We start from the raw sequence: 24,399 nt of genomic DNA on the forward strand, positions 1-24,399 counted from the left end.
GATCCGGTCTGCCTTCCGATGTGTCGAGGAGGCGGGGTTCTCCTAGCGTGCTGCTCCCAGATCTCTGGAGATCGCCCGTGCGGCCTCGCGAAGCAGGGTGATCAGGTTCGGCCGGGGACGGCCGTGGCTGTCGCAGATCCTCTCGACCGGGCCGGAGAGGCCGACGGCGCCCACGACGAGGCCGCCGTGCCCGCGGATCGGCGAGGCGATACCGGCCTCCCCCATGCTCATCTCCTGGATCTCCGCGGCCCAGCCGACTTCCCGGACCCCGGCGAGCGCGCGGGTGAGTTTCTCCGGTGCGACCAGGGTGTGCCGGGTGTAGGCCTCCAGCCCGGCTTCCGAGGCCGACTCCAGGGACGCGGTTCCGTACGCCAGCAGCACCTTGCCGAGCGAGGAGGCGTGCAGAGGCAGCAGTGAACCCACGTCCAGGGTCTGGAGGGTGTCGTCCGGCCGGAACACGTGATGGATCACGAGGACCTGGCCCTCGAAGGGGGTGCCCAGGCGGACCGCTTCCCCACTACGGGCGGCCAGGGCATCGGCCCAGTTGATGGAGCGCGACCGCAGCTCATTGATGTCGAGGTAGCTCGTGCCGAGGTGCAGCAGCGCCGCGCCGAGCTGGTACTTTCCCGTCGACGCGTCCTGCTCCACGAAATCCACGTGCTGGAGGGTGCGGAGAATGCCGTGCGCCGTGCCCTTCGCCAGCCCGAGCGAGGCCGCCACCTCGCCGAGCCCGAGTCGACGGGGCCCACCAGCGAGCAGACGCAAGATCGCCGCCGCCCGTTCGATCGACTGGACTGGGCCGGCCATGAGGCGAGCCTAGTACCGCCACGGAGGGTTCGCTTTACGTGCAGGCCACCGTCGGTTCACCACCGGGCGAAGGTGAGCGTTCGGTAATGGCGACCGCCGTTCATTGACCGGCCCCACTTCGCTTCCTACCGTTCACTGAGGCCCGGCAACGCGCGCTGAGGCTCGGCAACCCGCCGACAGCGCTCCGGAGGAGAAGACATGGCGGCACAGCTCAATACGATGCTTCGGGAGGCGGTCGAACACGTCGGTCCGCTGCCTCACGTCGCCGAGGTCGTCTCGGCCGCACGCCGGCGGGTGAAGGCGGTCCTCGCCGACTGGAACGTGTCCTGCGAGATCGCCGAGGACTGTCTTCTGGTGGTGTCGGAGCTGCTCACCAACGCGATCGTCCACGCCCTGCCCCCGGCGGAGCTGCGCCTGTCCTGGGTACGGGCCGAGGGGCTCAGCACGCTGCGCGTCGAAGTCACCGACGCAGGATCCAAGCTTCCGGCCGGACAGTCGCCCCCGGGAATCGATCCGGACGAACACGGCCGGGGCCAGGAGATCGTCCACGCGCTGGCGGCTCGGCACGGCATACGTGTCCACTCCGGCGGAATCACTCGCTGGGCCGATCTCGTCGCACCCTGAGAGCAAACCTCTCGTTGGGGCATGTCTCACTCCGTGTGAAACGAACTCTGCCGATCAGCCGTGTCGGCGCAGGTCGTGGAAGAAGTCCTCGATGACGTGGAGGTGCCCGGAGCGGGCCGTCTCGTTGTAGACGTATGCGCCGACGGCGAGGTCGAGCACACCGAGTCCGAAGGGTGAGAACACCAGGGGCCGGTCGGTGGGCGGTGTCACTCGGCCGGTCATGACATCGGCGAGTGTTCCGTGCAGGAAGTCACGGTTGCCGGTGAGCTGCTCGGCCAGATGGGGGGACGTGCCGGCCTTGAGGCAGTGGTCCACGTCGTCGACGATGTTCGCCGAGGCGAGGATGACCTCGGGTGCGAGGTCGCGCAGGGACACGTGCAGGACCAGGGGGTTGTGGTCGAACCAGGCCGGGTCGCCGATGTGCGGCCGGCCCGCGACGGTGGCGAAGACGACGAGGTCGCTGGAGCGGATGACCGCCTCGGGAGTCTCGTGCACGGTGACCTGTCCCGTGGCGTCGCTCTGTTGGACGTGGTCGCGGAAACCGGCGGCACTGTCGCCCGACAGGTCGTGGACGCCGGTCTCCTCGAAGGACCATCCCAGGGCTGTCAGGAAGGTGTGGATGTAGCGGGCGATCAGACCCGTACCGAAGAACCCGATGCGGGTGGGGCGCAGCCGGTTGCGGGTGAGGTGGTCGGCGGCCAGTGCCGCCGACGCGGCGGTTCTGGTGGCGCTGATGATGGAGCTTTCCAGGCAGGCGAAGGGGTAGCCCGTGTCGTGGTCGTTGAGGATCAGCACCGCGGAGGCCCTGGGGATGCCGGCCTGGACGTTGTCCGGAAAGCTGGAGATCCATTTGATGCCGTCCACCGGCGCCGGTCCGCCGATCGAGGCGGGCAGCGCGATGATCCGGGCGGTGGGCCGGTCGGGAAAGCGCAGGAAGTAGGACGGGGGGTTGACCGACTCTCCGGCGGCGTGCAGGTGATAGGTGGCCTCGACGAGGTCCACGATCTGCTTCTCCCGATCCTGAAGGGCGTACTGGACCTGGGCGCCGGAGATCACTGCGAAGGTCGGCACGAGGTGCGGCTGGGACATGACGGGCTCCAGTGCGAGGGAAAGGTCGGGGGTCGTACGGCGCTCACCTCGCCGGTCGGCGACCACGCGGCCCTGCGCAGCGGCTCGGCCATGGCGAGGACCTCGCGTGGCCCTTGGAAGGCCTCGCTGCTGTGCGCTCAGGCAGGCGAACAACAGGGATGTCGGTGTGCGGGGTCGGGGGTCCGCCGGGGTTCAGGTGCACCTCGACGAGGGACGCCGGGGCCGCGTACCGCATGGTGCTGATCCTTTCGATGTCGGTCAGGTCCTTTCGATGTCGGTCAGGTCCTTTCGATGTCGGTCAGGCGGAGGTCGGTGGTGGGGTCGTGTGGCGTTGGGGTCCGTGGTCGACCAGCGCGGCGAGGTCGGTGAGGACCGGGTGTGCGGTGACGTCCTTGAGGGAGACCGCGCGGTCCAGGGTGATGGCGAGCTTCACCGCCGAGAGGGAGGTGCCGCCGCGGTCGAAGAAGTGGTCGCGGCGTCCGATCCGGTCCTGCGGGACACCGAGGACCTTCGCCCAGGCGGCCGCCAGGCGCTGCTCGGTCGACGTGACCGGCGGCTGGTGCTCGTCGTCGGTGGTGGCGGGTGCTGCGGCGAGTGCCGCCAGGGCCTTCTTGTCGATCTTGCTGTTGGCGGTCAGCGGCAGGCTTTCGCGCCAGTGGAAGGCCGACGGGACCATGTACTCGGGCAGCGACTCGGCGAGCCGGTCGCTGAGGGTCCCCGTGTCCAGGGGTTTCGGGCCGGAATAGAAGGCGACCAAGTGCTTGCTCCGGTCGGCGCGTTCGACCGTCACCACCGCGCCGTCGCGGACACCGGGGAGACGAAGCAGAGTGTTCTCGATCTCGCCGATCTCGATCCGGAAGCCGCGGATCTTGACCTGGGCGTCGCGGCGGCCGAGGAACTCCAGCTTGCCCGAAGGGTGCCAGCGGCCGTGGTCGCCGCCGAGGTACAGCCGTGTGCCTTCGCGGTGCGGATCGACCAGATAGGAGGCCCGGGTGAGTTCGGGGTCGTTGATGTAGCCGCGGCCGACGCAGACCCCGGAGAAAGCGATCACGCCCGGAGCGCCGAGCGGCACCGGGGTGAGGTGTTCGTCGACGACGTGGACGCGTACGTTGTTGACGGCGCGGCCGAGCAGGATGCGGTCCGGCGCCCGGTCCATGACCTCGTGGTTGGTGTCGTCCGAGGTCTCGGTCAGCCCGTAGGCGTTGACCAGCTTGATCCCGGGCTGGACGGCGAACCAGCGCTCGGCGAGTTCCTTCTTCAACGCCTCGCCGGTGACCGACACGAACCGCAGGTCCGGCAGCGGGCGGGGGCGCTGTTCGAGCTCCGTCAGGACGGCTTCGAGGTAGGACGGCACGACCTGGAGGACGGTGACCTCGCCGTCGGTGAGGGTGTCGAGGAAGCGGGGTACGTCGAGGATGACGTCCTGTGCGACCAGCAGGGTCCGCCCGCCGACCAGCAGCGCGCAGACCAACTGCCACAGGGAGATGTCGAAGCACTGGGGCGCGGTCTGGGCCACCACGTGTCCCTCGCCGACGTGGAGGTCGTCGATCTTGGCGTAGAGGTGGTTGAGCATGCCCGCGTGCTCGCACATCGCGCCCTTGGGCTCACCGGTGGAGCCGGAGGTGAAGTAGATGTAGGCGAGCTGGTCGGGCGTGACCGGGATGCCGAGATCACCGTCGGGGTGGTCTTCCGCGTAGGCCGTGTCGACGAGGAGCCGCTCGGTTCCGGGAAGGGAGTCGAGGGCCCGGTCGAGGGTGGTGGTGCTGCCGGGTTCGGTCAGCACCAGGGTGCATGCGGCGCGGGAGAGCGTGGCGGCGATGCGTGCGGCCGGGAAGTGCGGCTCGACGGGGAGGTAGGCGCCTCCGGCCTTGAAGACCGCGATGACGGCGGCCAGCCAGTCCAGATTGCGTGCGGTCACCACCGCGACCACGCTTTCGCGGGCGAGCCCACGAGCTACCAGGGCGCGGGCGAGCCGGTTGGCCCGGGCGTTGAGTTCCGCGTACGTCCACTGCCGGTCGGCATGCACGGCGGCGACGGCGTCCGGATGCTTGCGCACCCGGTCCTCGAACAGCTCGTGCATCCGCGCGTCGGGCAGTTCCCGGACCGGTCCGGCCAATTGGTCGAGCTGGAACCGCAATTCCTCGGCGGACAGCAGGCTCTGGTGCGTGTGCTCGGCATCGGGGTCGGCGGTGATCAGCGCGAGCGCGGTCAGGTGGTAGCCGGCGATACGGGCGGCGCTGTCGGCGTCGAGCGCGTCGGTGCGGTAGCGCAGCCGCAGTACGAGCCGCCCGTCGTGGTGACGGACGCCCACCCGCAGTGCGGTGTCCTCGGTGAGGGCTCCGTCGATCGCGGCGGGATCGAGAACGGACTCGGTGGGGTCGAAGAGGGTCTCGGTGAGGTCGAGGACGGTCCCGAACAGCGGCCCGGTCAGGCCCAGTTCGCTCTTCAGAGCGTCGATGTCCTCGGCCGGGACGTCCTGGTGCGCCGGCAGTTCGGTGGCGACCTGGTGGGCGTGGTGCAGCAACTCGCGCCAGGAGGCGGGCGCGGTGGTGAGCCGGCACAGGAGCGGGCTGCCGCCCCGGGCGACGTAGCCGGTGGTGATCTCCCTCTCTCCGGACAGTGCCGCGACCACCTTGGCGTGCGCGGTCAGCAGGAGCGAGGCCGGTGGTACCGCCAGCTCCGCCGCCAGACGGCGCAGCCCGGTCACGGTGTCCTCGGGGACCGGTGTCTCGTACTCCCCCACGCCGGGCACGGGCTGAAGGGTCCAGCGTGGGGCGGGGGTGAAGCCCCCGGCTGTCAGTGCGTCGCGCCAGTATGCGCGGGCGGTCCGACTGGGACTGACATGCGTGTCCATCGGGTCTTTCCTCTGCTTGTCGGCGGCGCGCGGTGTCAGAGGCCGCGAGCCGGGGCGGACTGGCTGGTGTGGGGTTCCTTACCGGCCTCGACCTGGGTCCTGTGGTCCGGCATCTCCCGGGCAGGGTTGCCTCCCCATTGGGCGTGCGAGGGGATCTCCTCGCCCTTCATGAGGAAGGAGTCGGGGGCCAGCGCGGCGCCGTCCGCGATGGTCACGCCGTAGTGGACGAAGGCGCCGACGCCGAGGGTGCAGCCGTTGCCGAGGGCACTGCGGTCGGACTTGAAGGCGCCGTCCTCCTGCGAGTGGCACTGGACCACGGTGCCCGCGTTCAGCGTGCTGTCGTCGCCGATGGTGACGAGGGTGCGCTCCGGGAAGAAGCAGCCGTCGTCGAAGACCCGCTTGCCGATCCGGGCCCCCAGCAGCCGCCAGATCACGTTCTTGAACGGGGTGCCGTCGAAGGCCTGGATGTAGTGGACCGAGGCCATCTTCCAAAAGCGTTCGTGGCGCCAGAAGGAGGGTTCGTAGATCGAGCAGTACAACGGCTTCTGGGGCTTGAATCCGGTGGAGGCCCGCTCGACGAGCGCGAAGTGGACGACGGTGTACGTCAGGGTGAGGACACTGGCCAGTGCGATCGCCAGCGCGCCGAACGACGGGTAGAGGTCGACCGCGCCCATGGTGATGAGGGTGATCACGAACAAGTGGATCAGCCGCGCGAGCAGATACAGGCCGGCGGTCGCCGCGTTGTGCCTGTTCTTGGCGGCCAGGCGGCGGCGCAGTTCGTCGCCGGTCTCGAGGTGGTTGAACCGGTTGTCGCGCATCACCGTGCGCGGGATCTCGAAGCTGGGTGAGCCCAGCAGGCCCACGCCTTCGCGCACGGGTCCGTCGATGGGGACCATGACCTTCGTCGCGAGCAGGCAGTTGTCTCCGGTCCTGCCCTGCGCGGGGTAGGCGATGCGGTTTCCGAGGAAGTTGTGCGGCCCGATCGACGTGCGGGACACACGGAAGGACGTGCTGGAGAAGTCCGCGTTCATGAGGGACAGTCCGTCGGCGATCATGGTGCCGGTGCCGACCGAGCTCAGGTAGGGGTTCTCGTGCTGCACTTCGGTGCCGAAGTTCGACCCGGTCTGCTCGACGCGGGACAGGTCGTATCCGAGGTAGCGCAGGTAGTGGACGATGCCGGAACTGTCGCCGAAGAGGGTGGTGAGGGACTTCCTGTTGGTCATCACCGCGATCGCCCGCTGAATGCCGTAGTGGAAGCCGTACAGCGGATAGACCTTGCCGGGTTGGACGGCCCGGCTCAGAAAACGCGGCACGGTGCCCACGACGAGGAGGCCGGCGAGCAGGGATCCGAACAGGAGGACCACGGAGGCGATCAGGGCATCGACGTAGAACGCCGGGCTGGCCATCGGCTGCGGGTTCAGGAACGTCTGAAGCTGCGGGAGACCCGTGAGCAGGGCGGTCACGCCGCCCAGCGCCAGCGGCAGGTACACCGCCAGCAGGCTCAGCAGCTGTACAACGCCGTACGCGGTCCTTTTGGCGGTGGAGCAGTCGGCGGGGTCGACCCTCCGGTAGTCCACCTCGGTCGGCTGCGCGGGGGAGCCGTGTCGGCGTTCGCCGGCGGGCACCACCTGGCCGGTGTGCAGGGAGGATGCGTGACCCAGCTGGGCGCCGTCGCCCATCGAGGTCTCGATGTCCAGGACCGTGTGCTCGCTGACGAGCACGTTGCTGCCGAGAGTGACCGGGCCGGTCTGGATCACGCCGGCGTGGGCGCGGTAGCAGGACAGCAGCACGTCCTTGCGGATGATCGTGCCCTCGCCGACGGTGAGCAGGTCGGTGCAGACCGGGATCGTGTGGGAGAGGATCGTGACGCCCTTGCCGATCCGTGCCCCGAGCGCCCTGAGGTAGAGCACGTAGAGCGGTGAACCGGCGAACAGACGCACGGGGCTGGTGCGGATCAACGTCTTGACGACCCAGAAACGCACATAGGCCATGCCCCACAGGGGGAACTCCCCGGACCGCCAGCGGCCGACGAGCGTCCACTTCACCACGATCGGAAGGGCGCACAGGCCGAGGAAGCCCGCGCCGGCGAGCAGGACGGACCGCAGATAGAGGTCGAACAGGCCTGATCCCGCGGAGATCCACTCATGACCTTCCTCGACGGCCAGGGCGACAAGGCAGGAATAGCCCAGGAAGATCAGGAACTGCAGCACTCCACAGACGACGTAGCGCCGTGTACGAGCCGCCGCCTGCGCCTCGGCCCGCGCCGTCCCCTCTGCAGAGGCCCGCACGTCGGTCGGTGTCCGCGCCGGTGACGGCGCCTCCGCGGACGGGGACGGGACGGGGGCGGCGGTGGAGATGGGGGCAGGAGCGGGAGCGGCATCGACGAGCGCGGTGGCCAGGCTCCGGATGGTGGGGTGCCGGTAGATGTCCTTCATCGACACCGCCGGCATGTCCCCCCGCTTCCTGACCCGCGCGCAGAACTGGGCCATCACCAGGGAATCGGCACCCAGGTCGTTGAAGAAGTGGCCGTCGACCGGGACCTGCTCGACGCGGACGACCCCGGCCAGCACGTCGGCCAGAAGCCTTTCGGTGTCGGTCGCCGCATCGGCGTCCCCACTGCCCTGGAGGGGTGGGATGTCAGCCGGTTCGGCCGTCAAGACCTCCACGGATTTCTCTAGCACGTGAGCTCCTCGATGACGTTTCATTCGGCGTCGGTCGGTACGGACGGATTCGTGATGTCCGCGCCTCTCCAGTAGGCCCGGCCGAGGGCTTCGTGTCCTGCCCCTGCATTTCGGGGCTTGACGAAGCGCATGGGTCTTGACAGTCCGGCCATTTTGCCCGTCTTCGCCCCGCGATCCCCTACTTTCCGTGCGCGTCGCGCAGGCTTAGGACCACGCCTCACAGAGCCCCGTTCGACCCGCGGGAAACCCACCCGGGAATTGGGCTGAACGGCCGCGCCCGGCCCGGTCACGACTGCTTTTGCCCGCAGACAGCGCGTGTCAAGTCCCGAATTTCGGTGGCATGACAGGGGGCCTGGATTCGGGCGTACTGAAGTCGTTCCGGCGACTCGCGACTCGCCGCTCCGAATTCCTCTCCACGCCGCACCCGGACGGATCAGCGGCAGGACGACCGGATGACGATCCCACCCCCGCAGTGAAGGAGACGACCATGCCCGTCATATCCGTCCCCCAGGACTACAACGAGGACGATCTCTTCGTCGACCTGGAGGGAATGTTCGGGCACTCGCTGTTCCTCAAGTGCGAGGGCTTCAATTTCGCCGGTTCGATCAAACTCAAGGCCGCCACCGAAATGGTCGAGGCCGCCGAACGCGACGGCCTGCTGAGGCCGCGCTCGGTTCTGGTCGAGTCGTCCTCGGGCAACCTGGGCGTGGCTCTGAGCATGATCGCTGCCGCCAAGGGCTACCCGTTCCTGTGCGTGACCGACTCCCGCTGCAACCTGGCGACCCGGCTGATGATGGAAGCCCTGGGAGGCCAGGTCCACGTCATCACCGAACCCGACCCCGTCAGCGGCTTCCTCGGCGCGCGCATCGACCACGTCCGCGCGCTGTGCGCCTCCGAGGACCGCTATGTGTGGCTCAACCAGTACACCAACCCCAACAACGGCATGGCCCACTACCGCAGGACCGCACCGGCCGTCGCCCGGCAGTTCCCGGACCTGGACGTCCTGTTCGTCGGGGCCGGCACGACCGGGACCCTGATGGGCTGCGCGCGCTACTTCCGCGAGTGGCACCGCCCGGTGCGCGTCGTGGCCGTGGACAGCGTGGGCTCCGTGACGTTCGGCGGCGACGCCGGTCGGCGGATGATTCCCGGCCTGGGCGCCAGCAGACGCCCGCCGATGCTGGACGAGTCGTATGTGGACGACGTGGTGCGCGTGGCCGAGACCGACACCATCCGGGCCTGTCACCGGCTGGCCGGGCGCGGGTTTCTGTTCGGAGGGTCCACCGGCACGGTGGTCAGCGGCGCGATGGACTGGCTGGCCCGGCACCAGGAGCGGGAGTTGACCGCGGTGGCCATCGCCCCGGATCTGGGTGAGCGGTATCTGGAGACCATCTACCAGACCAACTGGGTGCGGGACCTGTACGGCGAGGACGCCGTCGACTCCCAGGCGTTGACCGGCACGTCCCGGGCCGCCTGACCCCGTGTCCGTTCAGCGTCCCGCAACCGTTACGGAAACTGACGGCAGGTCAGGGGCAGGACCGCTTGGTGTTGTTCTCGGCGGTGGTGCGCGCGGTTGCGGCGAAGTCGGCGAATCGACCGGCGAGGGCGGCGAGCGCCTCGGGCCTGAGCCGGTAGTAGACGAACCGGCCGCACGGCTCCGTCTCCACGATCCCGGACTCGCGCAGCACCTTCAGGTGGTTGGAGAGGTTGGTCTGCTTGGCGCCCGTCTCCTCGATCAGGTGCGTGGTACAGAGCGTCTCCCGGGCGAGGAGGGTCACGATCCGGAGTCTGAGGGGGTCGGCCAGGACCCGCATCAGATCAGCATCGGCTGACGTCAGCATGGACTGATACTGTCACATCACTCGAGGCTGATACGAGTTCCGGCCGACACCGACCAGGGTTCACGCCCTCCGGGCCGACACTCACCCCCTCACGACTCACGACCCGTTGACCGCGAAAGAAGTACCGATGTCTGCCACTCCGCTCGCCTCCGTGCTGTTCGTCTGTGTGCACAACGCCGGGCGTTCACAGATGGCGGCCGGCTTCCTTTCGCATCTCGCGAGCGACCGGATCGAGGTCCGCTCGGCGGGTTCGATCCCGGGCGAGCAGGTCAACCCGGCCGCGGTCGAGGCCATGCGGGAGGTCGGCGTCGACATCGCCGGCCGACAGCCGAAGCTCCTCACCACCGAGGCCGTCCAGGCGTCCGACTACGTGATCACCATGGGCTGCGGCGACGCCTGCCCGGTCTTTCCCGGCAAGAAGTACCTCGACTGGGCCCTGGAGGACCCGGCAGGCAAGGGTGTGGAGTCCGTGCGCCCCATCCGGGACGAGATCAAGGCCCGTGTCGAGAACCTGATCAGCGAGATCGATGCCCGGCCGGAGGCGTGAGGCCGTCGGCCCTCCCTCCAGGTGCGCGTCGACCGCGGCTCCGTCTCATTCGAGCGGGACGTAGGGTACACGCTTGGTGAGGGAACGTGCACGCAGTGGACCGGAAGTCCCGGCACGTCGGTGACGGGGCCGTCGGACGACGGGGAGACGCAGTCGATCCGTTCCGACATGGAGGACGAGACCAGGGGAGGCGATGGGATGCGGCAGGCCGGTGTACTCGACGTCGGGTGCCACAGCGCGCTGCTCACGGTGGTGCGATCGCGGCCGGGCCATGTGATGGAGCCGGTGTTCTCCCACAAGGTGCGGCTGCGACTGCACGAGACGCTCGACCGCAAGGGCCGACTCGACGACGCCGGGGTGGAGAGCGTCGAGCGCGCCGTCGCCCAGGCGATCGCCGCCGACCCCCGACTGCGCGGCACCGACATGTTCGCGTTCGCCACCTCCGTCATCCGGGACGCGCCCAACCGCGACGAGGTCATCAGGCGCGTGGCGCGCAGAACCGGCACCCAACTGAGCGTGCTGGACGGCGAAGAGGAAGCGCGGCTTGCCTACGTGGCCGCCCGACAGTGGGTCGGCCCGGCGGCCGGCCGACTGCTGGTCCTGGACGTCGGCGGCGGCACCGTGGAGATCGCCTCGGGTACCGGAGACCAGCCGAACAGCGTCCACTCCCTGCCCCTGGGCGCCCGCAGAATCACCCGGGACTGGCTGCCCGGCGGCATCGCCCCGTCCAAACAGGGTCTCACCGAGATCCGTCGGTATCTGCGTCGAAAGCTGGAAGCCGTCCCCGATCTGCCGCGGGCGGAACCGGGCACCCACGTGCTGGCCTGCTCCAAGACCTTCGAGCAGCTCGCCCGGCTCGCCGCCGCCCGGGGCAAGGCACACCGCTCGCAACGGAGGCTGGCCCTGTCCCAGTTGCATGCCTGCGTCCCGGTACTGGCCGCCGCGAATCCGGCGCGCCGCGCCAAGCTCCCCGGCATCTCCCGGCACCGTGCCGAGCAGTCCCTGGCCGGAGCTCTGGTCGCCGAGGCCCTCATGGAGGCCTGCGAGGCGAAGGCGGTCGAGGTCTGCCCCTGGTCCACCCGCGAAGGCCTGCTGCTCGAGCACCTCGCCGCCCTCCACGACACACCCGGTGGTCCGGAGTCTCACCGGTCTGGGCGGACCGGGAAGTCGGACATGAGGGTGGGCGAATGACGAGCCGAGTGATGATGATCTCTCCCGCGATCAGTGCGGCGCTGCGGGAGGCGCGCTTCGACGACGGATGCCCGCTCGAGGCCACCGGCGCCGCGCGAGCGCGATCGGCCGCGGGCTCCCTTCCGGCAGCACAGCGGCTACTCGTATCCCCCACTCCGCGATGCCGGGAGACCGCGTCGGCGTTGGGGTTCGACGGCGCTGTCGAGACCGCGCCGGCCGGGCTCGACGTGGGTGGTTGGCGGGGCCGTACGCTGGCCGACGTCAGCGCCGACGCCCCGGACGCCGTCGCCCTCTGGCTGGCGGACCCGGCCGCCGCACCGCACGGCGGTGAGTCGGTGCACCAGTTGTGCGAGCGGGTCGCGGCCTGGCTGGACGAGGCCGCGGGGTTCTCCGGACGGACCGTCGCCGTGGTGGAGCCGGAAGTCGTACGAGCCGCGGCCGTTCGGGCACTCGGGGCACCGGAGTCGGCGTTCTGGCGGATCGATGTACCGCCACTGACCGCCACCGAGTTCAGCGGTCGCGCCGGACGCTGGAACGCGACGTTCGGGAGACCGCTCGGTCTCGCCGCGGGCGGCGATCAGGGCGGCACCCACTGAACTGACACACGCGACCTGACGGCTGCGCCCGGCCGACTGTGGGATCGGATCACGGGGACCCGCTGCGACTCGGATCGCCTCAGCTGGACTCGCGGACGATCAGTCGGCACGGGACGGTGTGCACGCCCGGTGCCGGGTCGGCGTCGATGGCTTCGAGGAGTCGCAGGGCGGCGATCCGGCCGATCTCGGTGAGGTCCATGTCGATCGTCGTGAGGGGCGGCCTGCTGGCCAGGGCCATGGTGTCCCAGTTGTCGTAGCCGACGACCGCGATGTCGCCGGGCACGTTGACGCCCCGCTCGCGCAGCGCGTCCGCCACACCCCGGGCGATCTGGTCGTTGCCGCAGAAGAAGGCGTCCGTGTCCGGTGCCGTGCGCAGGACCGCGTCGGCGGCGCGGCGCCCCCACGCCTCGCTCCACTCCCCGTGGTGCACCCGCCCCGTCGAGAGTCCGAGGGAGGCCCGCTCCAGATGCTCGACCGCGTGCCGGGCCCGGTCGCGGGCGGCCGCGTGGTGTTCCGGGCCGGTGATGTGGGCGATGCGCGTGCGGCCCGCGGCCAGCAGGTGCTCGACGGCCAGTACGGCCCCGCCCCGGTCGTCGGAGACCACCGAGGTGTCGGCCGGATCGGTGGACGGCGAGAGCGCGTAGACGATGGGGACGGCCTCGATGCCGTCCAGGGGCGGACGGGGGTCCGTACGGCGGCCGGTGACGATGATGCCGTCCACCCGGCGGTCCATCAGGTTGCGCAGGTGGTGCTGTTCCCGGATCGCGTCGCCGCGGGTGTCGCACAGCAGGACGGAGATCTTGCCGGCCCCGAGCGCGTCCTCGGCACCGAGCAGTACGGGGGTGCTGAAGCGGCCGATGCCGTCGGTCGTCATCAGCCCGACCGTCCAGCTCCGCCCGGTGTGCAGGCTCTGCGCGTGCTGGTTGGGCCGGAACCCGAGTGCGTCGACGGCGTCGAGGACCCGCTGGCGGGTCTCGGGACGCATCCGCCCGCCGCCGTTCAGCGCCTTCGACGCCGTACCCACACTGACGCCCGCCAGGGCGGCGACGTCGGCGAGCTTCGCCGGGCCGGCGGAGCGGGAACCTGGAGCAACGGTCACGAGCAAACCTTTTCCTGGACGGCAACGGCCCGTCCATCGTCGCAGCCTCCCGGGGGTGAGTGCCAGCCACGGGCAACAGAAAAAATCTCTTGCCGCGACTCTTGACCCGACTACCCCGCTGCCCTCTACTTCTCGGCAGGAAAAACGGTTGCTCAAACGAGTTCCGAGAACCACTCGCCTCTTGAGCACGGGGGCCGTCGTGCCCTGCCCCGCAGCCCGGCCCCTCCCTCCCCCCTCTCGGAGAACCATGCCCCGCACAGACTCCGCCCTGCCCTTCCGCACCGACGTCTCGGCTGCCACCGAACGGGGAGCTGCCCCCGTGGGCCCGGTCCGGCTCGGCCCGGACGCCCCCGCCGCGCTGCGCCCCGCCGCCGCGGAGGTGCGCACCGGCTTCTGGCACGAGCGGCGCGAGGTCAACGCGCACACCTCGATCCCGCAGGGCCCCGCTCTGCTGGAGTCCGCGGGAAACCTGCACAACCTGCGCCTGGCGGCCGGCACGGCCCAGGGCGCGTTCCAGGGCGGTTACCCCTTCGTCGACACCGACGTCTACAAGTGGCTGGAGGCCGCCTCCTGGCAGCTCGCCCGCAGCGGGCCACCGGCCGACGGTGAGGAGAACAGCCCCCACCTGCGTCAACTCGCCGCCGAAGTCGAGCGGATCATCGCCCTGGTCGCCGACGCCCAGCAGTCCGACGGCTACCTCAACACCTGGTTCCAGGTCCGCAAGAACGGTGAGCGCTACCAGGACCTGCGCTGGGGGCACGAGTTGTACTGCGCGGGCCATCTGATCCAGGCGGCGGTGGCCCATCACCGTGCGACCGGTCGCGACGAACTCCTCCTCGTGGCGCGACGGTTCGCCGACCACCTCGACTCCGTCTTCGGCCTTCCCGGCAGCGGCAGGCCGATCGACGGCGTCGACGGCCATCCGGAGGTGGAGACCGCCCTGGTCGAGCTGTACCGGGAGACCGGCGAGCGACGCTATCTGGATCTCGCCGGCTACTTCGTCGACCGTTACGGCCACGGCCTGCTCGGCGGCGAGGCGTACTGCCAGGACCGCGTGCCGTTGCGCGAGGCGGTCACCGTCGAGGGGCACGCCGTGCGCCAGTTGTATCTGCTGGCCGGTGCGACGGACGTGGCCACCGAGACCGGCGACGCCGAACTGCGCTCCGCCGCCGAGCGGTTGTGGCGGGCGATGACCACGACCAAGACCCATCTGACCGGTGGTCTCGGGGCGCACCACGACGAGGAGGACTTCGGCGACCCGTTCGAGCTGCCCAACGAACGCGCCTACTGCGAGACCTGCGCCGCCATCGCCTCGATCCAGTGGAGCTGGCGCATGGCCCTGCTCACCGGCGAGGCCCGCTACAGCGACCTGATCGAGCGCACCCTGTACAACGGGTTCCTCGCCGGTGTCTCGCTGGACGGCGAAGGCTGGCTGTACGTCAATCCGCTCCAGGTCCGTGACGGCCACACCGACCCCGGTGGCGACCAGTCGGCCCGCCGCACCCGCTGGTTCCGCTGCGCCTGCTGCCCCCCGAACGTGATGCGGCTGTTGGCCGGGCTCGAGCACTACCTCTCCTCGACCGACGCCGAGGGACAGGGCCTGCAGATCCACCAGTACGTCGCGGGCCGCTACCGCGGTGACCTCGACGGCACGCCCGTCACCGTGTCCGCCGAGACCGGCTACCCCTGGCACGGCGCGGTGTCCCTGACCGTCGAGGAGACCCCGCGCGAGCGGCCCTGGACGCTGTCCCTGCGCATCCCGCAGTGGTGCCACGAGTACCGCGTGCGGTGCGGCGACCGGACGTACGACCAGGCCGACGCCCCCGTCGCCGACGGCTGGCTGCGGCTGGAGCGCACCTGGGCACCGGGCGACCGGGTCGTCGTCGAACTCGGCCTGGAGCCCCGCCTCACCGCGGCCGACCCCCGGGTGGACGCGGTCCGCGGCTGTGTGGCGATCGAGCGGGGCCCGCTCGTGTACTGCCTGGAGCAGGTGGACCACCCCGGGGGCGGTCTGGACGACGTCGTCATCGACACGGCGCGGCCGCTCGCCGTGAAGCAGCGACCTGATCTGCTCGGCGGTGTCACCACCGTCGTCACCACGGGCCGTCGCCGCGCGGTCCCGGACACCGGCTGGTGGCCCTATCGGTCCGCCGACGCCGACCCGGCCATCGCGCCCTCGGGCGAGTCCGTCGAGCTCACCGCGATCCCCTACTACGCCTGGGCCAACCGGCAGGACGGCAGCATGCGCGTCTGGCTGCCCACCTCCTGACGCCGGCCGACCTGCACGGCCTCCTCCCGGCATCCGCGTACATCCCGTCACGCCGTCACCCCGCACGACCACTCATGACAACGAGGTCACCGCCATGCGAATCACCCGCAGAACTCTCCTCGCCGCCTGTGTCGCCGCCGGCACCCTCGCCTCCGTCACGGCCTGCGGGGGCGGCGGTTCGGGTTCCTCCGACTCCACCGGCAAGTCGGCGACGTACACCTTCTGGGACCCGTACCCGCAGTTCGACACCTCCTCGGACTGGGGCAAGCGCGTCGCCCAGTGCGGTACCTCGGCGGGCGTCAAGATCAAGCGCACCGGCTACGACACCACCGACCTGGGCAACAAGGCGCTGCTGGCCGCCCAGCAGGGCAACGCGCCCGACGTGATGCTCGTGGACAACCCGGTCGTCTCCACACTGGTCGAGGCGGGGATCCTCAACAAGACGAACGACCTCGGTCTGGACACGTCCGCGATCCAGAAGAACATCATCGGCGCCGGCACCATCGACGGCGCCTCCTACGGCGTACCGATCGGCGCCAACACGCTCGCCCTCTACTACAACAAGAAGATCCTGACCGCCGCCCACGTCGACCCCGCCTCCATCAAGGACTGGGCGTCGCTCACGGCCGCCCTGAAGAAGGTCAAGTCGGCAGGGAAGAAGGGCATCACCTTCTCGGCGATCGGCACGGAGGAGGGCAGCTTCCAGTTCCTGCCGTGGTTCTGGGGCGCGGGCGGCGACCTCACCCACCTCGACTCGCCGAAGAGCGCCGCCGCGCTGTCGCTGTGGAAGCAGTGGGTCGACGAGGGTCTCGCGCCCAAGGACGTCCTGAACAACACCCAGACCACCAGCTGGCAGGAGTTCGCCACCGGCGACTACGCCTTCGGCGAGAACGGCACCTGGCAGCTCGCCAACGCGGAGAAGGCCGGATTCCCCTACGGGGTCGTCAGTATCCCCGGGCAGAACGGCGGTTCGGCGCCGGTGCCGACCGGCGGCGAGTTCGTCACCGTACCCGTACAGCAGGACACCGCGCGTTACGACGTCAGCAAGAAGATCGTCACGTGTCTGACCAGCTCGGAGAGCCTGCTGGCGAGCGACACCGCCCTGACGTACGTCGCACCCACCGCGGCGGTCCAGGCCCAGCAGGTCCAGGCGAACCCGAAGCTCAAGCCGTGGGTGGCGGCCGTGGCCGCCGCGCGTGGCCGTACCAGTGGCGGTCTCGGCACGAAGTACCCCACCATCTCGCAGCCGATGTGGACGGCCGTACAGGCGGCCCTGTCCGGTGGCAAGAGCCCCAAGGCAGCTCTCGACGCCGCGCAGACGGCGGCCGGCAGGAGCAAGGGCTGACGCGACCGGCCAGAGCAAGGGCCGACAGCGCGCGGCGCCCCAGGCCGCGTCCCGGACACCGCCACCCGCATCCAGGAGTTCGCATGACCATCGCCCGAGTCGACCGCCGTCCCAAGCGGTCCCCGGCCGTGTCCGGAGCGGCGGGCGGCGCCGACCGGCGTGACGTGCCGCCACGCCGTCGGCGCGGCAGGGACCGGCTGACCGCGCTGGGCTTCCTCTCCCCGCTCGTGGCCTACCTCGTCGCCTTCTACCTCTATCCGCTCTACCGCAACCTCGATCTGAGCCTGCGTGACTACACGGTCCGCTCGTTCGTGGCGGGCGACGCGCCGTTCTCGGGCTGGGACAACTTCTCCCAGGTGCTGAACGACCCGACCTTCGGGCCCGCGCTGGGCAACACGATGGTGTTCACCTTCGTGTCGATCGCGCTCCAGTACGCGGCCGGGCTGGGGCTCGCGGTCTTCTTCAACCGGCACTTCCGTCTCTCCACCACGCTGCGGGCGCTGTTCCTCATCCCGTGGCTGCTGCCGCTGATCGTGTCGGCGTCGACCTGGTCCTGGATGCTGAACAGCGAGTCGGGCGTGGTCAATTACGCCCTCCACCTCGTCGGCGTTCCGCCCGTCGACTGGCTGACCTCGCCGCACTGGGCGCTCGCGTCGGTCGTCATCGCCAACGTCTGGATCGGCATCCCCTTCAACCTCGTCATCCTCTACAGCGGTCTGCAGAACATCCCCGGGGAGCTGTACGAGGCCGCCTCGCTGGACGGGGCGAGCGGCCGGCAGCAGTTCCGGCGCATCACCTTTCCCCTGCTGCGGCCGGTCTCCGCGATCACGCTGCTGCTCGGACTGGTCTACACGCTCAAGGTGTTCGACCTGATCTGGATCATGACCAAGGGAGGTCCCGGCGACTCCTCGTCGACGCTGGCGACCTGGTCGTACCAGCTCGCGTTCGGCACTCTGCTCCCGCACTTCGGTCCCGGTGCCGCCGTCGGCAACATCCTCATCCTCATCGCCCTCGTCTTCGGCCTGCTGTACATCCGCGTCCAGAGGAGGCAGGAAGCGTGAAGTCCCCCGCGAGCTCCCGCCGTCACACCGCCGTCGGACTCCTGCTGACCGGGATCATGCTGTTCCCGGTGTACTGGATGCTGAACGTGTCCCTCACTCCGCAGCAGGACATGCGCAAGTCCCCGCCCGACCTGTTCCCGCTGCACCCCACGTTCGAGGGCTACCGGGCCGTGCTGCACGACCAGATGCCCTATCTCGGCACCAGTCTGCTGATCGGCCTCGGCACGGTCGCCGCCACCCTCGTCCTCGCCGCGCCGGCCGGCTACTCACTGGCGAAACTCCGCCCCCGCGGCGGCGGCGTCATGGGCCTCGCCCTCCTCGTCGCCCAGATGATCCCCGGCATCGTCATGGCGATGGGGTTCTACGGGATCTTCCTCAACCTCGGCCTGCTGAACTCCTGGTGGGGCCTGATCATCGCGGACTCCACCATCGCCGTGCCCTTCGGCGTCATGATCTTCACGGCGTTCATGTCGGGCATCCCCGACGAGCTCACCGCCGCCGCGCGCATCGACGGCGCGGGTACCTGGCGCACCTTCTGGTCCGTCGTCCTGCCGGTGAGCCGCAACGCCGTGGTCACCGTCTCGCTGTTCAGCTTCCTGTGGGCCTGGTCCGACTTCGTCTTCGCCAACACCCTCGACGGCGGTGGCGATCTTCGCCCGATCACCCTCGGCATCTACCGCTACATCGGCAACAACAACCAGGAATGGAACGCGATCATGGCCACCGCCGTCGTCGCGTCCGTACCCGCCGCCGTCCTGCTCGTCCTCGCGCAGCGGTACGTGGCCGCCGGGGTCACCGCGGGCGCGGTCAAGGACTGACCGGGACGTCAGCCCCCCATCCACCTCCTCATCCGTCAGGAGAGCCGCCACCCATGCCTGTTCCGAGCTGTCAACCACGCACGCCCAGAAGGCCGTTCGACCGCACGGCCGCCGCCGTCCTCGCGACGGCCCTGGCCGCCGCCGCGACCGCCCTCACCGGCACACCCGCCCAGGCGGCCCCCACCACGTCCACGACCCTGGTCGTCAACGCCGCCCAGACCCTGCGGTCCGTCACCCATGTCGCCACGGGCAGCCTCTACGGCCTCGCCGACGCGAGCACCCCGGCCGACAGCCTCGTCCAGCCGCTGAAGCCGAACACCTTCGTCCAGATGGCACCCGGCGGCCACCAGTTGCCCAACGGTGAACCGAGCCCCGCCGGAGACTCCCTGGTCGTCGCTCCCAAGGCGGCCAGGGCGGGTGCGAAGGTCGTCGTCCGGATGCCCGACTGGTACCCCGACTTCCCCTACAAGTGGGTGAGCTGGAACGACTGGCTGTCCGCCGTCGACACCCAGGTCGCCTCGGTCAAGTCCTCCGGCGCCGGGAACATCAGCGCGTACGAGTTGTGGAACGAGCCCGACTGGACCTGGGACACCACCAACGCCGGTGCCTTCGACGCGGGTTGGGCACGGACGTACAAGGAGGTACGTGCCAAGGACACCGCCACTCCCATCCAGGGCCCCAGCTACTCGGCGTGGAACCAGAGCTGGATGAGCCAGTTCCTCACCGACGCCAAGGCCAGTGGCACCGTCCCGGACGTCATCGCCTGGCACGAGCTCCAGGGCAGCAAGGACATCGCCGCGCACGTCTCCGCCTACCGCTCCCTGGAGAGCGGCCTCGGCATCAGCCCGCGGCCGATCTCCATCGAGGAGTACGCGACACCGAGCGAGATGGGCATACCGGGCGCTCTCGTCGGTTACGTCGCCAAGTTCGAGCGGGCGGGCGTCCACGACGCGGAACTCGCCTTCTGGAACCACTACGGAACCCTGGGCGACACCCTCACCGACACCGGCGGATCGCCCAACGGCTCGTACTGGCTCTACAAGTGGTACGGCGACATGTCCGGGAACATGCTCACCACCACTCCCCCGGCGCAGACCAGCATCGACGGCGCCGCCTCGCTCACCGGTGACGGCCGGCAGATCAGCGTGATCTTCGGCGGAGGCACCGGTTCGACCGCCGTCACGGTCAACGGACTCGGCTCCCTGCCCGCCTTCGGCGGCACGGTCCACGTCAAACTGGAATACACCCCGTCCAAGGGCCGCACCACGGCCGTCTCCGCCCCGTACACCATCTCCGAGAGCGACTATCCGGTCAGCAACGGCTCCCTCACCGTCCCTGTCGCGATGAACGCGTCCGACGGCTACCACCTGGTCGTCACGCCCAGCGGGACGTCCACCTCGCTCGCCGGGCGCTATCAGATCAGCAACAAGAACAGCGGGCTCGCGCTGGACACACAGAGCGCGGGCACCGCACAGGGCACCGCCGTCGTCCAGGCCACCTCGACCACCGGCACCGACCAGAACTGGACGCTGGTGTCGGCGGGTTCGGGCCTCTACAAGATCGTGAACCAGGCCAGTGGTCTGCTGCTCGGCATCAACGGCATGAGCACCGCCGCCGGAGGTACGGCTCTGATCTGGGGCGACAACGGCACCGCCGACCACCTCTGGCAACTGATCCCCGCCGACAACGGCTCCTACAAGATCGCCAACTACAACAGCGGCCTCCCGCTCGGGGTCACCAACATGAGCACCTCTGCCGGCGCCCAGGTTCTCCAGTGGGACGACAACGGCACCGCCGACCATCTGTGGAAACTCACCTCGCGCTGAGTGCCCGACCGAATCTCGCGCCGAGCGCCCGGCCGAACGCTCCCGCGCCTGCCGCCCACCGCGGGCGCGAGAGCGTCGACGTCCACCTGCACGAATGCGTGAAATGGTCGGGTGAACGGTCCCGAACGTGACCGCGCACCCCTTTTCGGCGTGGTCCGATCTCCGGGCGCGGGGGCCGTGATGCCGACGACGAGTCCTCCCCGAAAGGCGCGTCGCACCCGTTGCGGCGTGCTCGCGCCTTGCTGCGCCCTCCCATCGGCGCTGATCGTGTTGCTCACCCAGGACGGCAGGCTCCACCTCCGCGACCCGCTGTCCGCCTATGAGGTACGCCGCCGACGACAGCTCCCTGCCGGACCAACACCCTGATGCGGTCCATCGGTACATCGTTCGCCAGTGCCATCGCCGGTGTCGTCCTGGCGCAGATGACCACCGACCTCGGCACCACCGCCCTGCCCTCGGAGAACGGCTTCAAGGTGGTCATGGCCATCGGTGCCGGTGCCGCCTTCCTCGCCCTCGCCCTCGCCGCCTTCCTGCCCGGCCGGCGGGCGGCGGGCTCGGCGACGCCGGCGGCCCGTGGGGTTCGCGGCTTCGACCCGGCGTCCCCGAGTGACTTGGAGACCCGCCGCGCGCTGCCGGCAGTCCTCTGCCCTGCGGGACGGTGGACCGTGGTGCGCTCACCACAGGCCTGCCGGGCGGCCTGTGCGGTTCCTGGTGACGCTGCTGACCGGGGCCGGAAAGCGACCGCCCGGGCCCGAGTGGCCCTGGCTCCCGATCACCGCGGCGTCGACCACCGCGCCCACGGCAATCGTGCCGACCCCCTCCTGTGCCGGCGCCCCAGCGCTCGGTACGCGACGCGGGCCCCGTGCGTGTCACAGTCCATCGGCCATCCCGTTGCCCGAAGATGTCCCGTCCGCCGTCGGATGGAGGGTGACCCAGCGTCCGACCAGGCGTTCACACCTTGACAAGGCATCGCAGCAGCTGGCGCCCATCACCAGATCGAACGGTAATTCGACACGCATACTTATCGGCTCCTCGGGGAAGACGCGTCGACGACAACCACCCCAAACATGCCCAGTTCACCACCCCAGTCCCCCAGCGAACACCTCTCCTTGACCAACACAGGCGGTCCCATCGTGAGCAAGTCTTCCTTCGCCGAGCCGGAGCAATCCGAATCGCCGGTCCGATCGAAGACTCACCACCGCGAGGTGACCCACCCCGGTCCACTGCCCTCCCTCACCGGTCTGCGCTGGGTGGCGGCCCTTCTCGTCTTCTGCCTGCACACCCGCAATCTGGGCTACTTCAACGGGCAGGCCCGTCACTTCGCCGACTGGGGCTTCGGGGCGGGCTCCACCGGGGTCTCCTTCTTCTTTCTGCTCTCCGGCTTCGTCCTCGGCTGGTCCGCCCGGTCCGACGACCGCCCCACGGCCTTCTGGCGCCGCCGCTTCGCCCGCCTCTACCCCGTCCACCTGGTCACGGCCTGTATCGCGGTGTTCGTCATGGGCATGGGCAAGCCGGCCGGCAGCGCGGCGAATCTGCTTCTCGTGCACTCCTGGTGGCACCCGTGGTGGCAGACACTCGACCCCGTCAGCTGGTCGCTCGCGTGCGAGGCGTTCTTCTACGCGACCTTCCCCGCGTTCGCCCTGCTGCTGCGGCACGCCGGGGCCCTCACCGCGACCGCGCTCGCCGGCGCGAGCGTCCTGACCGTGCTCATCCTGACCCGGGCGGACCTGCATCTGGGGGTCGGCCGCACCCTGTACTCCTTCCCCGCCGCCCGGCTGCCGGAGTTCGTCCTCGGCGTCGCCGTCGCCCGCCTCGTGCTCCTCGGCCGCTGGCGCGGCCCCGGCCTGGAGGCGTCGGTGGCCCTGACGATCATCGGCTACTTCCTGGTCTCCCAGGTCGGCGGATCGTACGCCTGCGTCGCCTGCACCTTGGTCGGTTTCACCTGCCTGATCCCCGCGGCCGCCCTGGCCGACGTACGCGGCCTGCCCAGCTTGTGGCGGCATCCGGCCCTCGTCCGACTGGGTGAACTCTCCTTCGCCTTCTACATGGTCCACCTGCTCGTGCTGCGCGCGGGGCAGCACCTGTTCAAACCGTCGCCGATCGGCGCGCTCACCGCCTTCGGGATGTCCCTGGCCCTCGCCTGGCTCCTGTACGAGTACGTGGAGGTACCCGCCCGGCGATGGCTTCTGCGGCCCTTCCTGAGATCCCTGCGACGCACCCCGGTGTCGCGTTGATCAGGCGGGGCTGTCCCACAGGACATGCAGGGTGGGCGGCTTGCGGAAGACCAGCCCCTGCGGAGCGGCCGGACGGGCCGGGTCGAAACGCAGGGCGGGGAGGCGTTCGAGCAGGCGCTGAAGGGCGATCCGGGTCTCCAGTCGGGCGAGGTGCGCGGCAAGGCAGTAGTGCGGGCCGTGCGCGAAGGCCAGCTGGAGGCGCGCGTTCTCGCGGCGGACGTCGAACCGATCGGGATCGGGGAAGACGGCCGGGTCGCGGTTGGCGCCGGCCAGGGACACGGTGACCAGTTCACCCCGGCGGATCGTGGCCGGGCCGAGGACGGTGTCACGGGTGGCGTAGCGGTCCACGACCGCCGCTCCCGGTTCGAGGCGCAGCGATTCCTCGATCGCGCCGTCCAGCAGGCCGTCGTCATCACGGACGAGGGCGAGTTGGCCGGGGTGTCGCAGCAGGTGCAGCAACGCGTTGGTGATCATCGCCTCGGTGGTCTCTATCCCACCGAACATCAGCACCGCGGCGTTGGACGCCACTTCGGGCAGCGCCAGCCGCTCGGCGGCGGAGCCGAGGAGCGACGCCGTACCCGGGTCGGAGACGGTGGCCTCGACGGCGGCCCTCAGCCGCGCGTACGCCTCGGCGCCCGCGGGTGCCGCCTCGTGTCCTGCGGTGATGTCCGAGACCGACCGGACGATGGAGTCGTACCAGGAGAGCACCGTGTCCGCGGTGGTGCCGACCAGCCCGAGCGCCTCGGTCACGACGGCGACGGCGAGCGGGCCGGCGAAGGCGCGCCGCAGTTCGACGGCGCCCGCCGGTTCCAGCGCGGTGATGAGCCGCTCGGTCTCCCGCTCGATGAACGAGGCGAAGCCGACGCGTACTTCCCTGGGGCGGAAGGGAGCGGTGAAGGGCTCCCGGTGGCGTGCGTGCTCGTCACCGTCCAGGGACAGCATGCTCGGACCGACGACCTGTGCGGTGGAGAACCGGGGGTCGTCGACGGTGAAGGTCGCGGGGTCGCGCATCACGTTCAGCGCCAGATCGCGGCGGGTCACCAGCCAGCCGTCCAGCTCGGGCAGCCAGGAAACGGGCTCGTGGGCACGGAGTCGCGCCAGCCGCGGATGCGGATCCGCGGCGAGTTCGGCGAGCGTGGTCGCGGCACCGAGCGGGAAGGAGCCGACCGCGCTCATCGCAAGCCTTGGCCGGGCACGGGGAATTGGATCACGACCAAGGCTAACAATCGTGCCGAAACCGCGGCTGACGGGGGCTGGCGTCGGCACCGGGATGCTCGACGTCCTGCTGCTGCCCGCCCCGGACGACCGGGCCTGGGCGGTGACCGGCCATCACGACACCACGGCGCTGAACTTCTTTTGCCGCCGGGACCGGCGCCGGACCGTGCACCCGCGGCCAGGGGCGCACCCCGCGCAGATCGTCCTCCTCGCTCCGCGGTACCCGGCGCTGTCCGAGATCGCTGTGCTGCCGTAGTACGAACCCGGCCTGTTGATCAAGACCACCCCTGGGAGGTCAAGGTCAC

At 69.9% G+C, this 24,399-nt stretch carries 19 protein-coding genes and 1 pseudogene; 13 read left to right on the forward strand and 7 right to left on the reverse strand.

Annotated features, from left to right (window positions below; all coding sequences use genetic code 11):
- Positions 1 to 42: 42 nt before the first annotated feature.
- The gene (locus AAFF41_RS04610) at positions 43 to 807 is read right to left on the reverse strand and encodes an IclR family transcriptional regulator (RefSeq protein ID WP_319752008.1); all 765 of its coding nucleotides are present in this window, start codon (positions 805 to 807) and stop codon (positions 43 to 45) included.
- Between the two features lie 198 nt (positions 808 to 1,005).
- On the opposite strand from AAFF41_RS04610, the gene AAFF41_RS04615 reads away from it, so the two are divergent.
- A complete protein-coding gene (locus AAFF41_RS04615; protein WP_054229379.1) occupies positions 1,006 to 1,431 on the forward strand; it encodes an ATP-binding protein in 426 nt (141 codons plus the stop codon).
- Between the two features lie 54 nt (positions 1,432 to 1,485).
- On the opposite strand, the gene sbnB is transcribed toward AAFF41_RS04615, so the two are convergent.
- The 3 genes from sbnB to AAFF41_RS04630 all read right to left on the reverse strand — a co-directional run bounded on the left by sbnB (position 1,486) and on the right by AAFF41_RS04630 (position 8,055).
- Positions 1,486 to 2,520, reverse strand: coding sequence for a 2,3-diaminopropionate biosynthesis protein SbnB (sbnB, locus tag AAFF41_RS04620; RefSeq protein WP_343323522.1), 1,035 nt, complete (start codon positions 2,518 to 2,520; stop codon positions 1,486 to 1,488).
- Positions 2,521 to 2,818: 298 nt separating this feature from the next.
- Complete coding sequence (locus tag AAFF41_RS04625) at positions 2,819 to 5,374, reverse strand: non-ribosomal peptide synthetase (protein ID WP_343323523.1); 2,556 nt, start codon at positions 5,372 to 5,374, stop codon at positions 2,819 to 2,821.
- 35 nt (positions 5,375 to 5,409) lie between these two features.
- The gene (locus tag AAFF41_RS04630) at positions 5,410 to 8,055 is read right to left on the reverse strand and encodes a Pls/PosA family non-ribosomal peptide synthetase (protein WP_343323524.1); all 2,646 of its coding nucleotides are present in this window, start codon (positions 8,053 to 8,055) and stop codon (positions 5,410 to 5,412) included.
- Positions 8,056 to 8,542: 487 nt separating this feature from the next.
- Between AAFF41_RS04630 and sbnA the strand changes: the two genes are divergently transcribed.
- Complete coding sequence (gene sbnA / locus AAFF41_RS04635; RefSeq protein ID WP_319752012.1) at positions 8,543 to 9,529, forward strand: 2,3-diaminopropionate biosynthesis protein SbnA; 987 nt, start codon at positions 8,543 to 8,545, stop codon at positions 9,527 to 9,529.
- 49 nt (positions 9,530 to 9,578) lie between these two features.
- Here sbnA and AAFF41_RS04640 read toward each other — a convergent pair whose 3' ends face one another.
- Positions 9,579 to 9,893, reverse strand: coding sequence for an ArsR/SmtB family transcription factor (locus tag AAFF41_RS04640; protein ID WP_054229381.1), 315 nt, complete (start codon positions 9,891 to 9,893; stop codon positions 9,579 to 9,581).
- Between the two features lie 127 nt (positions 9,894 to 10,020).
- Between AAFF41_RS04640 and AAFF41_RS04645 the strand changes: the two genes are divergently transcribed.
- The 3 genes from AAFF41_RS04645 (at position 10,021) to AAFF41_RS04655 (ending at position 12,227) form a co-directional block, all read left to right on the forward strand.
- On the forward strand, positions 10,021 to 10,440 hold the full coding sequence (locus AAFF41_RS04645) for an arsenate reductase ArsC (protein ID WP_343323525.1): 420 nt from the start codon (positions 10,021 to 10,023) through the stop codon (positions 10,438 to 10,440).
- A gap of 198 nt (positions 10,441 to 10,638) precedes the next feature.
- Positions 10,639 to 11,631, forward strand: coding sequence for a Ppx/GppA phosphatase family protein (locus AAFF41_RS04650; protein WP_319752014.1), 993 nt, complete (start codon positions 10,639 to 10,641; stop codon positions 11,629 to 11,631).
- On the forward strand, positions 11,628 to 12,227 hold the full coding sequence (locus tag AAFF41_RS04655) for a histidine phosphatase family protein (RefSeq protein WP_343323526.1): 600 nt from the start codon (positions 11,628 to 11,630) through the stop codon (positions 12,225 to 12,227). The genes AAFF41_RS04650 and AAFF41_RS04655 overlap by 4 nt, the downstream gene beginning before the upstream one ends.
- Positions 12,228 to 12,306: 79 nt before the next feature.
- Here AAFF41_RS04655 and AAFF41_RS04660 read toward each other — a convergent pair whose 3' ends face one another.
- Positions 12,307 to 13,326 (reverse strand): LacI family DNA-binding transcriptional regulator, encoded by a 1,020-nt coding sequence (locus AAFF41_RS04660; RefSeq protein ID WP_060895856.1) that lies wholly within the window; start codon positions 13,324 to 13,326, stop codon positions 12,307 to 12,309.
- Positions 13,327 to 13,573: 247 nt separating this feature from the next.
- Here AAFF41_RS04660 and AAFF41_RS04665 point away from each other — a divergent pair, with 247 nt between their 5' ends.
- From AAFF41_RS04665 to AAFF41_RS04695, 7 genes and pseudogenes are all read left to right on the forward strand, one after another.
- On the forward strand, positions 13,574 to 15,595 hold the full coding sequence (locus AAFF41_RS04665; RefSeq protein WP_343323527.1) for a glycoside hydrolase family 127 protein: 2,022 nt from the start codon (positions 13,574 to 13,576) through the stop codon (positions 15,593 to 15,595).
- A 94-nt stretch (positions 15,596 to 15,689) separates the two neighbouring features.
- Positions 15,690 to 16,940 carry a sugar ABC transporter substrate-binding protein gene (locus tag AAFF41_RS04670; RefSeq protein WP_319751696.1) on the forward strand — a complete coding sequence of 417 codons (1,251 nt, stop codon included), beginning with the start codon at positions 15,690 to 15,692 and terminating at the stop codon, positions 16,938 to 16,940.
- 83 nt (positions 16,941 to 17,023) lie between these two features.
- Positions 17,024 to 18,001 carry a carbohydrate ABC transporter permease gene (locus AAFF41_RS04675; RefSeq protein WP_343323528.1) on the forward strand — a complete coding sequence of 326 codons (978 nt, stop codon included), beginning with the start codon at positions 17,024 to 17,026 and terminating at the stop codon, positions 17,999 to 18,001.
- 56 nt (positions 18,002 to 18,057) lie between these two features.
- A complete protein-coding gene (locus tag AAFF41_RS04680) occupies positions 18,058 to 18,819 on the forward strand; it encodes an ABC transporter permease subunit (RefSeq protein WP_099925921.1) in 762 nt (253 codons plus the stop codon).
- A 53-nt stretch (positions 18,820 to 18,872) separates the two neighbouring features.
- Positions 18,873 to 20,645 (forward strand): RICIN domain-containing protein, encoded by a 1,773-nt coding sequence (locus tag AAFF41_RS04685; RefSeq protein WP_343323529.1) that lies wholly within the window; start codon positions 18,873 to 18,875, stop codon positions 20,643 to 20,645.
- 335 nt (positions 20,646 to 20,980) lie between these two features.
- Positions 20,981 to 21,247 (forward strand): annotated as a pseudogene (locus AAFF41_RS04690) (MFS transporter); the annotation flags it as partial.
- 531 nt (positions 21,248 to 21,778) lie between these two features.
- Positions 21,779 to 22,879 (forward strand): acyltransferase family protein, encoded by a 1,101-nt coding sequence (locus AAFF41_RS04695; RefSeq protein WP_343323530.1) that lies wholly within the window; start codon positions 21,779 to 21,781, stop codon positions 22,877 to 22,879.
- On the opposite strand, the gene AAFF41_RS04700 is transcribed toward AAFF41_RS04695, so the two are convergent.
- On the reverse strand, positions 22,880 to 24,055 hold the full coding sequence (locus tag AAFF41_RS04700) for a cytochrome P450 (protein WP_343323531.1): 1,176 nt from the start codon (positions 24,053 to 24,055) through the stop codon (positions 22,880 to 22,882).
- A gap of 52 nt (positions 24,056 to 24,107) precedes the next feature.
- On the opposite strand from AAFF41_RS04700, the gene AAFF41_RS04705 reads away from it, so the two are divergent.
- Positions 24,108 to 24,350, forward strand: a complete 243-nt coding sequence (locus tag AAFF41_RS04705; RefSeq protein WP_319751691.1) for a hypothetical protein — start codon at positions 24,108 to 24,110, stop codon at positions 24,348 to 24,350.
- The last annotated feature ends 49 nt before the right edge of the window (positions 24,351 to 24,399 follow it).

The sequence above is a fragment of the Streptomyces mirabilis genome (assembly GCF_039503195.1).
Classification (GTDB): Bacteria; Actinomycetota; Actinomycetes; order Streptomycetales; family Streptomycetaceae; genus Streptomyces; species Streptomyces mirabilis_D.